The following is a 14,047-nucleotide window of genomic DNA, read 5'->3' on the forward strand; positions in this document are numbered from 1 at the left end:
AAGCTTCTCATCGCCCTGTCCCCTCCTGCTGCTTGCAATTCTGGGCCTGCGGGGCACGAGGAACCGCCGCCGTGACGAGGGCGCAATCGTCGGGTCGCGCGGCTTCGCCCTCCGGCTGTGACCAATCCGGCAGACCGTTGCTGACCACCGCCCACATCGCGTCGTCGATCGGGATGCGCACGATGCCGGCGTTGCGATCGACCCAACCAAGCGTCTTGAGCTGACGATCTTCCTCGGCGCGGAAAGCGGCCAAATCCTGTTGCGGCGCGGTTTGCAGATCCGGGTTGTCGGGATTGGTGTTGGCCGGAAGCGGCAACCAGGTCGGCGTGGTGTTGAAGATGAGCTTCACGCCGATCGCCGCTAAAGCGATGAACAGCAACAGCCCGCCGCCGAAAGCGAGCAGCACACGCGGCTGGACATCGCGGCTCTCGGGATGGCGGTGCGCCTTAGCCATGGGCGACCTCCCGCTTCCACCAGACGATCTTGTCCGGCCGGCGGAGCAGGAAAAGGAACAGGGCGAGCCATAGCCCACCCACTCCAATCCAGGCGACCGCATCATGCCACAGCTCAAGCGGCCCGCCGGCAAAGAGCGGCGGCCGGATGCGCCAGACCACGTCGGCGAAATGGCCGGCCAAGACAATTCCGGCGAGCCAGACGAGGCCTGCATGGCTGCGTTTCAGGTCCTGGYTGAGCAGGCCGGCAAAAGCAGCCGCCTGCAAGGCAATCAACACGTAGAGGAGATATTGCCACCCGTTGTCGCTGCGGACCACGTACCAATGAATCTCATCGGGCAGATCGCCGCCCCAGACCACCAGCCATTGCATGAATGTAAGGTAGATCYAGGTCAGCACGAAGCCGAACTGCATATTGGCGAGGTCTTCACTCAATGAGGTTTCGTCGTCCCCACCCGGCAACACCTCGACCGCGCGATTTGCCGCCAGCACCAGGATCGCCAGGGCGAATGCCCCGACCACYTCGGCCGACGCTTCGCAAAGTGCATAGATTGTCGAGGTGAATTCCGGCTCGAGCGACAGCATCCAGTCGATGGAGAAAACGCTGACGGCACACGCATGAAGGATGAGGCCAAGAGCGAATTTTTTACCGCTACGATCATTCGGGCTGGCCTCATCGCGTGTCGCGTTCAGCACCATCCACGTGAGAGCGAGCCAGATCGCGGCACAGCAAGCAAAGCGCAGCAGGAAGAACGGCGCGTTTAGATAGGCAAGCTTCTCGCGAACCGTCTCGGGCAGCATCGCGGTATCGGCGCCGGCCCATGGGAAGACCAGATCGAGCCTCATCAGCACGGGCACGAGCAAGRCCAGCGCAAACGGCAGCGTCGCCGCGATGACACACAACGGCTGACGGACCGCCTCCCCCCAGCGTCCGCCGGTCAATCCGTGCACCATCAATATCGTCAGCGCGCCGAGCGGCAGRCTGAGCGCAAAGATGGCCGCGGGAAACCAGGCACCCAGCATCGCTTTGGCATCGAGCGATACCCCGAGCACGCACAGGACGAGTCCCGCGATGCCGGCGGCCAGAGAGCCTTRCTCGACGCGGCTCATGGCGCAGCCTCCGCTTCGAGCCGTGCGCGCAGGCTTTGCGGAAGCTCGGGGACCGGCGCGTCGCGCGAATACTGCAGCGCGCGGATATAGGCGACGATCGCCCAGCGGTCGCGCGGAGGCACGCGCGCCGCGTAGGAATACATGGCGCCATAGCCGTTGGTGATGACGTCGTAGAAGTGACGGTCGGTGGCCTTGCGCAGCGCATCCTGGTGATAGCTCGGCGGCGCCGGAAAACCGCGCTGGACGATCATGCCGTGACCGTCGCCGGTGCGGCCGTGGCAGGGCGAGYAGAAGATGTCGAAACGCTGCTGCCCCTGCTGCAGCAGCTCGATCGTGATCGGATAAGGGATCTTGTCCGGGACCGGCGAAAGATCGGCGTCRCGCGTGACAGTACCCGCCACCGGAGTGCGCGCCGCCATGCCGTCGGCGAACTGGTTGCTGGCCTCCAGCGCGTCRTAGCGCGGCTGGTCCTCCATGTCCTGGCGGCAGCCGGCGACCAACAGCGCGCCGAGCATGAACGTGACGCGAAGGCCGCTCACGCCTCGACCTCCTCGACGAGCTCGGCGCCGAGCCGCGTCAGCTGGCCCCTGGTCACGCCCTTGCGGTATTTTGGATCGTCCGCTTCGACCAGGAGATAGAACCTGCCGCCGCGCGCATAGGTGAAACTCTCCGCATTGAAGACCGGATGATAATAACGGGGCAGTCCGTTGGCCGCGAGCATGCCCAGGAAACCGGCCAAGGCAGCGCCCAGAATGCCGGCCTCGAAAGCGATGACGACGAAAGGCGGCCAGGAATGCAGCGGCCGTCCGCCGACATTGATGGGGTAGTCGATTTCGACCGAATACCAGATCAGCGTGTAAACAAGCGCCGCTCCGGCGATGCCGCCGGCGARCACGGCCCAAGGCAAGCGCGTGGGCGGGATTTCCAGTATCTCGTCCAGTTCCTTCATCGGGAACGGCGAGAAAGCGTCCATGCGCCTGTAGCCGCGCTCACGCATGCCGCGCGCGGCTTCGACAAGCGCTTCGGGATCGGCAAACACCGCCATGAGGCCGTAGAGRCTCATCGGACCTTGCCCTCCTCCTCGGCAAGTTCCTCGACCTCGAAGATGGTGATCGCGGGCAGGATGCGAATGAACAGGAAGACGAGCGCGAAGAAGGTGCCGATCGAGCCGAACAGGATGCCGAAATCGAGCCAGGTCAGCGACTGTTCGCCCCAGGAGGTCKGGAGATAGTCGCGGCTCGGCCCGGTGACGACGATGATGTAGCGCTCGATCCACATGCCGATGTTGATGGCAATGGCGATCGCAAACAGCAGCGGCATGTTGCGGCGGATGCGCCTGAACCAAAGCAGCTGCAGCACGCCGCAGTTCAGGCTGAGCATCGTCCAAAACAGTGGCGAATAGGGACCCAGCGCGCGCTGCGCCATCATGGCGCGCTCATAGGGCTCGCCCGAATACCAGGCGAAGAATGCCTCCGAGACATAGCCATAGGCGACGACCATGCCGGCGGCGATCATCAGCTTGGCGGCATTGTCCATGTGACGCGGCGTGATCAGGTCCTGGACCGAGAAGGCCCAGCGCAGCGGAATGGCGATGGTAAGCACCATGGCGAAGCCCGAGAGCAGCGCGCCGGCGACGAAATAGGGCGGGAAGATCGTCGAGTGGTAGCCGGGCGTGATCGCGAAGGTGAAGTCGAGCGAGACGATCGAATGCACCGAGACGACCAGCGGCGTGGCCAGTGCCRCAAGCAGGAAATAGACTATCGTGTAGCGCGACYAATGATAGGCCGAGCCGCGCCAGCCGAGCGCCAATATGCCGTAGAAGAGCTGCGCCGGCCTGGATCTTGCGCGATCGCGCAGCACCGCCAAATCGGGCAGAAGTCCCATATACCAGAACAGCAGCGAGACGGTCGCGTAGGTGGCGATCGCCGCGAAATCCCAAACGAGAGGGCTGCGCCATTGCGGCCAATGCATATGCACATTGGGCAGCGGCAGCAGCCAATAGAAGAACCACGGCCGCCCAAGATGCAGGATGGGGAACAGGCCCGCCATGGCGACTGCAAACAGCGTCATGGCTTCGGCAAAGCGGTTGATCGAGGCGCGCCATGGTTGGCGCAGCAGCAAAAGCACCGCCGAGATCAACGTGCCGGCATGTCCGATGCCGATCCACCAGACGAAGTTGGAGATCATCGTGCCCCAGGCCACCGGGATGTCGATACCGTAAGCGCCGACGCCGACCGCGATCAGATAGGTGATTGAATAGAGCAGCAGGAGGACAAGCAGGAAGCAGAGGAAGAACGCGGTCCAGAAATGGCGCGGCAGGCGGCCGTTGAGCACGATCGAGCCAATGCGCCCGCTGATCTCCGGAAAATCGTGTCGGCCGCGCAGCACGGCTGGGCTGTTCGCGCTCGCTTTAGCCATCGGTCGCCTCGCCCGGCTTGRCAAGCCTGCCGTTCGGATTGGAGATCTTGCCGAGATAGGTGGTGCGCGGCCGTGTGTTCAGCTCCTCCAGCAGCGCGTAATTCTGCGGCGCGCTTTTCTCGCGAACGACCTTTGCATCCTTCCTGTTGCGATCGCCGAAGGTGATCGCCTGGGTCGGACAGGCCTGCTGGCAGGCGGTGACAACTTCWCCATCGGCGATGTCGCGATTCTCGATCTGCGCCTGGATGCGCTTGGYGCTGATACGCTGGACGCAATAGGTGCATTTCTCCATGACGCCGCGYGAGCGCACGCTGACATTGGGATTGTGAACGCCCTGTTCCGGCCCGGCTTCGTCCTTGTCGAAGGATTGGTGGTCGAGGAAGTTGAAGCGACGCACCTTATAGGGGCAGTTCTGCGAGCAATAGCGCGTGCCGATGCAGCGGTTGTAGACCTGCGCATTCAGCCCATCATGCGTGTGCACCGTTGCGTTGACCGGGCAGACAACCTCGCAGGGCGCCTTTTCGCAATGCATGCAGGGCACCGGCTGGAAGAAGATCTCGGGCGCATCAAGCGGTCCGGCATAGTAGCGATCCACCCGCAGCCAGTGCATCTCCTGCCCACGCTCGCATTCGTCCGGTCCGACCGGCGCGATATTATTCTCGGCCTGGCAGGCCGAGACGCAGGCCATGCAGCCGATGCAGGCCGAGAGGTCGATCGCCATCGCCCAGGCTTCCTGGTCGTAGGGCCATTCGGGATAAAGCGATTCCGTTGGAGCCGGCGGCRCATCCTTGCGGACGAAATGCGGATCCTGCCGGAAGAGATCGAGCGACGCATGGCGAATGATGGCGCGCCCCTCCATCGCCTGATGATGCTGCGTGGTGATGACCCGAACGCTGTTCTCCCGGGGCGCAAGAGCTGCGCCAGTGGCAAACCATTCAGCGCCGCTGCGCAAGCGAAATGCGTCGTAACCTTCCGCCAGCGCCGCAACGGAGCCAGCCTTGCGGCCGAAGCCGAAGGAAAGCGTCACCGTCTCGTCCGGGTGGCCGGGAACGATCCAGGCAGGCGCGTCGACGCTGGCGCCGCTTGACGCGACATTGATGACCTTGCCATTTGCGATCTTCAGCCGCTCCGCAGTGGCGGGCGAGATGAGCGCCGCATTGCCCCAGACGATCTTGGTCAGBGGCCGCGGCAACTCCTGCAGCCATGAGGCGTTGGCGAAGCGGCCATCACGCAGCCAGGGATCGGCGACGAAGCGGATGTCGATACCGGCGGCAGCGTTCGCCGCCGGCTTTAGGCCACCCAGATCCGGAGGCACGGTGACAGATACGGGCCTGGCGGCGCCGTCCGACACAATGCCATCGCGCAACGCCTTCTTCCAGGGATCGTCATCGAGTGCTGCCCAATGCTGCCTGACGAGCGACAGCGGATCGGTCTCGAACTGGCCGCCAAGCACGGCAAGCAGTTCATGAACGGTCTTGCCATCGTAAAGCGGCTTGATCAGCGGCTGCACCAGCGAGGAGGTGCCGTCATAGGCGCGGATGTCGCCCCAACTCTCGAGCTCATGTGCCGCCGGCACATGCCAATGCGCAAGGAACGCCGTCTCGTCGCGGTAGAGGCCATGATGGACCAGCAGCTTCAGTCCCGCAAAAGCCTTACGCATATCAAGGTTTGCCGGGGAGGTGTGCAGCGGGTTTGCACCTAGCGCCACGACTGTGTCGACAGCTTGCCGGCTGATTGCCTCGCGCAGCGCCGCGAGATCGCCATTGACCGGCAGCGCGTCCGGCGGCTCGATCAGTTTCACCGTGTTGCCGAGCGCGCCAAGCGTCGCATTGGCGGCCAAGGCGGCAGCGTGAACGAAGGCGCTCTGATGCGCCCCCGCGATAACGAGCGCGTCGCGGCCCGCCACTTTCAGGTCGTCGACCAGCGCCGTCATCCAGGCCTGGTCGATCGGCGAGCCGGAACCTCCGGTTTGGCCGGTCAACGCCGCGTTCAATCCGGCAGCCACGGCTTCGACTTCACTTGGCTTGATCGCAAGCCGATGGTCGGCGGCAGCACCAGTGATTGTCGGCGTCGACTCCACTGCATACAGCCGGCTCATTCGATCAGACGGATCGCGCACCCGCCGTCGCGCCGCAAAGTCGTGCGCATAGGCGAGCCGCCCGGGACCCTCACCGAGGAAATCGGCATCGAGGCTGACGATCGTTTCGGCACGGTCGAAGCGATAGATCGGCGCCAGCGGCGATCCGAACAGCGCGCGTGACGCTGCCTCCGCGGCCGGCGTCGCCAACGCGTCGTGGCGGTAGATTTTCAGTTTCGGATACCGGACCCGAAGCGCATCGATCTGAGCCACAAACGTAGGCGACGTAGAGGCTTCGAGAAGCAACGCCGCGCCCTGCCCTTGTGATGCCCCCCAGCGCGAAACGAGCGCCGCCATATCCTTGAGGAAATCGCCATAGGATGCCGGTTGGCCACCTTTGAGCGGCGTGCGCGCGCGGTCGGGATCGAACAGCGTCAGCACGGCTGCCTGCATCACCGCGTCGGTCGCGCCGCGCGATGCCGGATGGTCCGGATTGCCTTCGATCTTTGTCGGCCGCCCTTCATGGCTTTCGAGGATGGCGCCGATTCCGAAGCCGTCGCTCGACAGCGTGGTCGCGTAATAGACAGGCTTGCCGGGAATGAGGATTTCCGGCTGGCGCACATAGGGCACGATGCTTTCCGCCCTGCTGCAGGCGGCCAACCCGGCAAGCGACAGCGAGGCGCCCATCAGCTTCAGCAGCGTCCGCCGGTTCGGCTTTCCCGGCAGGCGTTCCGCAATTGCCGGGAACTCGGCCTCGACGAAGCGGCGGAATTCGGCCGTTCCGGCGATCTCATCCAGGCTGCGCCATATTTCGCCGCTACGCRCCAGCCGCTTGCGCAGAGCCGCGATGTCGATGGCGGAGCGAGGCCTGTCGTCAGCGATGGCAGACATAGCAATCCGTCATCGTCTCGGGGTGGATGTCGAGCATGCCGATCAGCTGTCGCCTGATCTCGGCGATGTCCTCAGGCGGCTGCCAGTGCATCAGGAACACGTCCCGCGGCGGACGCAGATTGGGTTCGGGATTGCGATGGCAGCCGAGGCACCATTCCATGCTCAGCGTATGCGCCCGCCTTGTCAGCGGCATCTCGTCGACCTCGCCATGACAGGTCTCGCAGGCGACGCCCTTGTTGATGTGGATCGCGTGGTTGAAGAACACGAAGTCGGGCACGCTGTTGACGCGCTCCCATTTGATGGGCGTGCCCGAGGCCAGGCTCGCGCGCACCGGCGCCAGCATGTTGGCGTTGGTGAAAAGCTGCGAATGGCAGGTCATGCAGACTTCGGTGGCCGGCAGACCCGYCGAAGAAGAGGTCTCGACGCCGTTGTGGCAATAACGGCAGTCGATGCCGAGCTGGCCGACATGGTGCTTGTGRCTGAACGGCACCGGCTGCGCCAATGGCTCACCTACTCCCGTTACCAGGTCCGAGCGGGGCAGGATTATCCCGATCGCGGCGGCGATCAGCAGAGCGGCACAACTTCCCCAGATGACAAAGCGCGCAACGCCATTGGCGTTTTTCGAGAAGATCTGCGGCATCCCCTCGCCGATTCTGCTGAAGGCAAACTCAGAGTTGACGACACCTAACGGTGCTTTCGCCGCCAAGGTTCCGAGCCCGTGCCGGAATCACAGAATGGTGACCGCAACTGGGAACAGGTCGCGGATTTAATCCGCAACCACAGCCGCTCACATGCGTTCGCCAGATATCACGATCTATTTCACGCTGGAAAATGCCATGACCGACGCCGGTGTAAACAACGCTCATTACCCTGTACGCCATCGCGGCATCGCTTTCTGGTGGAGAGCGTTGATCGGCATTCTTCTGATCGTCCTCGGCCTGCTGATCGGCGGCGGGGGTGCCTGGCTGATCGCGCTTGGCGGCTCGTGGTATTATCTGCCGGCCGGCATCGCGTTGCTGCTCGCGGGCATCCTGCTGCTGGCGGGGAACATGGCCGGCGTCTGGCTTTACGTGCTGACCTGGCTCGCTACGCTCGCCTGGGCCTATTGGGAGGTGGGTTTCGACGGCTGGGCCCTGATGCCGCGCACGCTTGCTCCTACGGTCATCCTGATTTTCGTGCTGCTTGCCATCCCCGCCTTCCGCGACCGGACAACGCGCCGGAGCCGAAACGCTGCCTATGTGACCGGCTTGCTGCTGCCGGTTATTGCGCTGGGCGCATTCGGCTTCTTGCACATCAATGCCTTGGCGCAGTCACAACCGACGCAACGGCCAGCGCCTGCCGCGCAGCCAACGCCGAATGGCGCGCCGGCGTCGCAGGACGCCGCGGTCCACCAGGCCGGCAATGATTGGCCCGTCTATGGCGGATCGGAACTGGCGACGCGCTATTCGCCACTGAACCAGATCACGGCGGCCAACGTCTCCAAGCTCACCCGTGCCTGGTCGTTCCACACCGGCGACATGCCGAACGGGGCAACCAAGGACCTCTATTCGCCCGAGAACACGCCGCTGGAAATCGGCGGCCATCTCTACGCCTGTTCGGCCAAGGACATTATCATTTCCGCGGATGCCCGCAGCGGCAAGGAGGAGTGGCGCTACGATCCGAAAGTGCCCGACAACGCCATACCCTATGGCGCGAGTTGCCGTGGCGTCGCCTATTTCACCGTTCCGGGGGCCAAGACCGATCAGGCCTGCGCCACGAGGATCATCTTCGGAACGCTGGACGCACGGTTGATCGCCATTGACGCCAAGACGGGGAAACCCTGCCAGGATTTCGGCCAGCAAGGCAGCGTGGACTTGAATCAGGGCATCGGCGAGACCGTGCCTGGCTGGTATTCCATCACGGCGCCGCCGACCATCGTGCGCGGCATTGCCGTCGTCGGCGCGCAGGTTAAGGACGGCCAAGCCGAGAATGCGCCCTCGGGCGTTGTCCGCGGCTACGATGCAACCACCGGCAAGCTTGCCTGGGCGTGGGATATGGGTCATCCCGATCGCACCGGCGCGCCGCCTCAGGGCGACACCTACTCGCGCGGCACGCCGAACATGTGGACCGTCGCCGCCGCCGATCCGCAGCTCGGTTACGTCTACCTGCCGCTCGGCAACGCCGCCGTCGATTACTACGGCGTCGACCGCAAGGATTTCGAGAACCAGTTCAACTCGTCTCTCGTCGCGGTCGATGTCACGACCGGCAAGCCGGTCTGGCATTTCCAGACGGTGCATCACGATCTCTGGGACTACGACCTTGGCTCGCAGCCGACGCTGGTCGATTTCCCGACCGTGACCGGCAAGATCCCGGCCATCATCGTGCCAAGCAAGCAGGGCCAGATCTACGTGCTCGACCGCAAGTCCGGCAAGCCGCTGTTCCCGGTCGAGGAGCGCAAGGCTCCATCGGGTGGCGTCGAGCCGGACAAACTGTCCAAGACACAACCCTATTCAGGGTACGCGCATCTCGACCAGCCGGTGCTGACCGAAAAGGACATGTGGGGCATGAGTCCGCTGGATCAGCTCTATTGCCGGATCCAGTTTCATCGCGCCTCCTATCAGGGCGAGTACACGCCGCCGACGGTCGACCGGCCCTTCATCGAATATCCGGGCTACAATGGCGGTTCAGACTGGGGCAGCATCGCCGTCGACACCGACAGCGGCGTGCTGATCGCCAACTACAACGACATGCCGAACTACGACCAACTCATTCCGCGGAAGAAGRCCGACGAGATGGGCTTCAAACCGATCGACAAGGGCGGCAGTCCGAAAAAGGTACGGGATATCGGCGACCCGCAGGCCGGATCGCCCTACGCCATCGCGGTCAATGCCGGCTGGCGCCTGCCCACGGGCCTGCTCTGCTCGAAGCCGCCCTACGGTCACATCCGAGCCATCGATCTCAAGACCGGCAGGACGCTGTGGGACGAGCCGCTCGGCAGCGCCGACAACAACGGTCCGTTCGGCATTCCTTCGATGCTGCCGCTGACAATCGGAACGCCGAACAATGGCGGCCCGCTGGTAACGGCCGGCGGGCTGATCTTCATCGCCGCGACCACCGACAACAAGCTGCGCGCGATCGACATAAAGACCGGCAAGGAGGTGTGGCACGCCGACCTTCCCGCCGGCGGCCAGACGACGCCCATGACCTATGAGGCGGACGGCAGGCAGTATGTCGTGATCGCGCCCGGCGGCCACCACTTCATGGAAACCAAAGTCGGCGACCAAGTCATCGCCTATGCGTTGCCGGCCGGCTGACAGAGGTCGGTGAGCTGGGCTAGGAACGTGAGACTTCAGCGCTTCAGGTCGTTGCGACGCCGTCCCGTCGGCTGTGACGGACCGCCCCTCCCCTCCGCCGGCCGCCGGCTTCGGCGCCTGGCGAGGAAGTACATCCAGATCAGAATGAGGATCAGAGGGATGCCTGCGATGGGCAACATCCAGATGCCAAGGTGAAACATGAACGTCTCTCTGTCCTATTGCGATCGGGTCGGCCCGTACTCAAACCGGCATGGGAAAAAACAGTTCCAAGAGCGACCGTGCAAAAAGCGTCCTTTCGCTAAAGACAGATGGGCAGAGAGACCGATTGGTGGGCAACCTCCGTACGCGCAATGCGTTCCGGTCTGATCATATCGTCGACAAATGCGGCACCCGTGTAGACAGTTTGGGAAAGGCGACGGTCGTGCCCCGAGAAAAAGCTTCCATCCTCATCGTCGGCGCCGGCCCGACGGGACTGACAGCCGCGCTGGAGCTTGCGCGAYGCGGCGTCCACCCCAGGGTCATAGACAGGAAGGACGGACCGACGCCGCTCAGCAAGGCCGTGGGCATCAGCGCGCACAGCCTCGATATTCTCGAAGCGTCCGGGGTGAGCGGGAAACTGCTGGCCGAGGGCCTCAAGATCCGCCACGCGCATTTCCATGTCGAAGCGCGGGAGCTTCTCATAATCGACTTCTCGCTGCTGCCGCACCGCTACAATTTCCTCTTGTCGCTGCCGCAGCGCGACACCGAAAGGATCATGGCCGACACGCTGGCGACATTCGGCATCGACGTCGAATGGCGCGCGGAACTGGTCGGCCTCACCCAGCATGCCGACAAGGTGGAGGCCAGGATCAGCCAAGGCGGTCACGAGGAAAGGCTCAGCTTCGACATCGTCTTCGGCGCCGACGGGGCGGGCAGTTCGGTGCGCAAGTCATCAGGCATCGAATTCGAGGGCTATACGCACAGGCGGGAATGGAGCATCACCGATGCGGAGATTACGTCCTGGCCTTACGAGGCAGGCTCTGCGCAGGCATTCGTCAATCGCAGCGGCGACGTCGGCTTCATCATACCGATCGGCGACAGCCGCTTTCGCTCTGTCTCCAACACGCCCGATGCGTTGGCGCATGTTCCAGGCAATTACCGCGTGTCGCAGGTGCTGCGGACCGATCGTTTCCATATTCCGGCAAAGYAGGCGAAACGCTACCAGACCGCCCGCATCTTCCTCGGCGGTGATGCCGCGCATGTCCATTCGCCGCTTGGCGCGCGAGGCATGAATCTCGGCATCGAGGATGCCGCGTCCTTCGCCCGGCGTTTCGGCGATGGCACGCTGGCTGGATACACGGATGAGCGCCGGCCGGTRGGGCATCGCTGGATCGAACTCAGCGAACGCATTTTGTCGACCGTGCAGTCGACCAACAGTTTCGTGCAGACGTTCCGAAACCTTGCAATGATGACCATCGGCCGCATACCGGCCCTGCAAAAGCCTCTTCTCGAGCGCGTTGCCGGCCTGAGGGAGTAGCAGGGCCGTCAGACGAGCAACTGCTCTATCCTTATCGGAAGGTCACGGATGCGCTTGYCGGTCGCGTGGTAGACCGCGCTGGCGACGGCGGCGGCCGTGCCGACATTGCCCAGTTCGCCCAAGYCCTTCACGCCTGCCGGGTTGACCGCGTGGTCGACCTCCGGAACCAGGATTACTTGCAGATCCTTGATGTCGGCATTGACCGGCACGAGGTAATCCTGCAGATCGCGGTTCACGTAGCGGRCATAGCGCCTGTCGACCTCGGTCGCTTCATGCAGCGCCTGGCCGATGCCCCAGATCATCCCGCCCATCAGCTGGCTGCGCGCGGTGCGCGTGTTCATGATGCGGCCGGCCGCAAACGCGCCGACGATGCGCGGCACGCGGATTTCCCTGGTGTAGCGGTTGATGCGCACTTCGACGAACTCGGCGCCGAAGGCGTATTTCACCGAATCTTCGTCCTGATCGCCGCCGTGGAATTCCGGCGTGCCGGCATAGAGCTTCTTCAGTGCCTCTGGAGTCGCGCCCTTGGGCGCGAACTCGGCATATTCCTCGATCGCGCCGACCTGCATGGTTTTCAGGACGTCCTCGACCTTGGCCGACGCACCGCTCTTCGCGACGATCTTTCCGTCGGCAAGATCGAAATCCTCATTGTGGGAGCCGGCCAGCGGACCRCCCTCGGCAGTCGCGGCGGCATACAGCTTGGTTCGGATAGCATCGCAGGCCTTGAGCACGGCCGAACACACGCTGGCCGTCGAGATAGAGCCGCCCGAGACGGGCGCCGGCGGGAGGGTGCTGTCGCCCATTTCGACACCGACCCTGTCGATAGCGACGCCGAGCCGCTCGGACGCCATCTGGCCGGCCACGGTGCGAATACCCGTGCCGATCTCATGCGAACCGCATTGCAGGCGCACATCGCCATCGACCGTCAGGCGCACGCGCGCCGCGCATGGYGCGACGGCCGTTGGATAGATCGCCGTAGCGCAGCCCATGCCGACCAGCCAGTCGCCGTCGCGCATCGCGCCAACCTTCGGATCGCGCTTGGCCCATCCGAAGGCTTCCGCCGCCTGATCGTAGCACTGGATCAGCGAGCGGCTGGAGAACGGCTTCTTGCCGATGGGCTCTGTCTTCGGTTCGTTGATCCGGCGGAACTCGACCGGATCCATGCCAAGCGTTGCCRCCATCTCGTCCATGGCGTTTTCAAGCGCATAGACATAAGGCGTCTCGGGCGGCGAACGCATATAGCCCGGCGTGTTGCGATCCGCCTGCACCAGCGAGACATGGGTCAGCACCGAGCCGTAGCCGTACATGCGGCCAGTCGCCGACGTGCCGCCGACGACGTAGAGGTCGGGGCGCGAGGTCACCTCCCAGCCTTCATGCGCGAAAGCGGTGATGCGGCCGTCCCTGTCGGCGCCGATCCTGATGCGGTGCCGCGTTTCGGCCCGGTAGGTCTGGGTGCCGAACGCCTGCATGCGGCTTGTCACGCAACGCACCGGACGCCCGAGCCGCTTGGCGGCGACCGCGACGATCGCGGTGCGCGGCGTCATCGGGCCTTTCGAGCCGAATGCGCCGCCGATGAAGGGGCTTACGATGCGCACATTCGCCGGGTCCATCTTCAACTGCCTTGCAAGCTCGACTTTCCAGCCGGTGACGTTCTGCGAGGGCTCATGCACGACGAGYTGGTCGCCCTGCCAGTACGCGGTCGTCGAAAACAGTTCGATCGGATTGTGGTGCTGGGTTGGTGTGGAATAGCGCTGGTCGATCTTGACCGCCGCCGCGGCAAAGGCGGCGTCGAAGTCGCCGGCCTTCACGTCTTCCTTGAACATCGGGCTTTTGYCGGCCGCCGCAACGGTCTTCGTGCCCGGACTGTCGAAGCTCGCGGTTGGCTTTTCCTCGTCATATTCCGCGCGGATCAGCTGCGCCGCCTCTTCGGCCGCCTCGAATGTCTCGGCAACGGCGAGCGCGATGATCTGGCCGTCATGGAAGATCGTCCGGTCATGCAGTGGTCCGATCGATGTGGCGCTGGAATTGCCGAATTTCGGCTTGTCGACCTTGTCCATGTCGCYATAGGTGACGATGTCGAGCAGGCCCGGCACCGCGCGGGCGTCGTCGAGACGAAGCTTCGTCACCTTGCCCCTGGCGATGCTGCTGGTGGCCAGCGCGCCATAGGCGATGTTGGCGGTCGGCAGGTCGGCGGGGTAATGCGCCTGCCCGGTGACTTTCAGCCGAGCATCGACGCGCGGCAGCGGTTCGCCCTGGTTTTCCTTGGGTTTTGGAGCGGCAGCGTCCATGG

10 protein-coding genes are annotated in these 14,047 nt (G+C 64.0%); 2 read left to right on the top strand and 8 right to left on the bottom strand.

What is annotated here, in order from left to right; translation table 11 throughout:
- Positions 1-7: 7 nt before the first annotated feature.
- From LCM4576_RS03305 to LCM4576_RS03335, 7 genes are read right to left on the bottom strand one after another with little or no spacing between them, the layout of a single operon-like run.
- Positions 8-454 (bottom strand): hypothetical protein, encoded by a 447-nt coding sequence (locus tag LCM4576_RS03305; RefSeq protein ID WP_071030509.1) that lies wholly within the window; start codon positions 452-454, stop codon positions 8-10.
- Complete coding sequence (locus tag LCM4576_RS03310; RefSeq protein WP_071030510.1) at positions 447-1,562, bottom strand: hypothetical protein; 1,116 nt, start codon at positions 1,560-1,562, stop codon at positions 447-449. Before LCM4576_RS03310 ends, LCM4576_RS03305 begins: the two co-directional genes overlap by 8 nt.
- On the bottom strand, positions 1,559-2,077 hold the full coding sequence (locus LCM4576_RS03315) for a cytochrome c (RefSeq protein WP_071030511.1): 519 nt from the start codon (positions 2,075-2,077) through the stop codon (positions 1,559-1,561). The genes LCM4576_RS03310 and LCM4576_RS03315 overlap by 4 nt, the downstream gene beginning before the upstream one ends.
- 20 nt (positions 2,078-2,097) lie before the next feature.
- The gene (locus LCM4576_RS03320; protein WP_083361287.1) at positions 2,098-2,625 is read right to left on the bottom strand and encodes a DUF3341 domain-containing protein; all 528 of its coding nucleotides are present in this window, start codon (positions 2,623-2,625) and stop codon (positions 2,098-2,100) included.
- Positions 2,622-3,980 carry an NrfD/PsrC family molybdoenzyme membrane anchor subunit gene (gene nrfD, locus LCM4576_RS03325; protein WP_071030580.1) on the bottom strand — a complete coding sequence of 453 codons (1,359 nt, stop codon included), beginning with the start codon at positions 3,978-3,980 and terminating at the stop codon, positions 2,622-2,624. The genes LCM4576_RS03320 and nrfD overlap by 4 nt, the downstream gene beginning before the upstream one ends.
- Entirely contained in the window at positions 3,973-6,948 is a 2,976-nt protein-coding gene (locus LCM4576_RS03330) for a TAT-variant-translocated molybdopterin oxidoreductase (RefSeq protein WP_071030512.1), read from the bottom strand. Before LCM4576_RS03330 ends, nrfD begins: the two co-directional genes overlap by 8 nt.
- The gene (locus LCM4576_RS03335) at positions 6,932-7,588 is read right to left on the bottom strand and encodes a cytochrome c3 family protein (RefSeq protein WP_071030513.1); all 657 of its coding nucleotides are present in this window, start codon (positions 7,586-7,588) and stop codon (positions 6,932-6,934) included. Before LCM4576_RS03335 ends, LCM4576_RS03330 begins: the two co-directional genes overlap by 17 nt.
- Positions 7,589-7,784: 196 nt before the next feature.
- Between LCM4576_RS03335 and LCM4576_RS03340 the strand changes: the two genes are divergently transcribed.
- Positions 7,785-10,241: a membrane-bound PQQ-dependent dehydrogenase, glucose/quinate/shikimate family gene (locus LCM4576_RS03340; RefSeq protein WP_071030581.1), complete on the top strand. Its 2,457-nt coding sequence runs from the start codon at positions 7,785-7,787 to the stop codon at positions 10,239-10,241.
- A gap of 421 nt (positions 10,242-10,662) precedes the next feature.
- Complete coding sequence (locus tag LCM4576_RS03345; protein ID WP_071030582.1) at positions 10,663-11,757, top strand: NAD(P)/FAD-dependent oxidoreductase; 1,095 nt, start codon at positions 10,663-10,665, stop codon at positions 11,755-11,757.
- 8 nt (positions 11,758-11,765) lie between these two features.
- Here LCM4576_RS03345 and LCM4576_RS03350 read toward each other — a convergent pair whose 3' ends face one another.
- Positions 11,766-14,045: a xanthine dehydrogenase family protein molybdopterin-binding subunit gene (locus LCM4576_RS03350; protein ID WP_071030514.1), complete on the bottom strand. Its 2,280-nt coding sequence runs from the start codon at positions 14,043-14,045 to the stop codon at positions 11,766-11,768.
- Positions 14,046-14,047: the final 2 nt, after the last annotated feature.

The organism is Mesorhizobium sp. LCM 4576 (genome assembly GCF_001854815.1).
In the GTDB taxonomy this organism is placed as follows: Bacteria; Pseudomonadota; Alphaproteobacteria; order Rhizobiales; family Rhizobiaceae; genus Mesorhizobium; species Mesorhizobium plurifarium.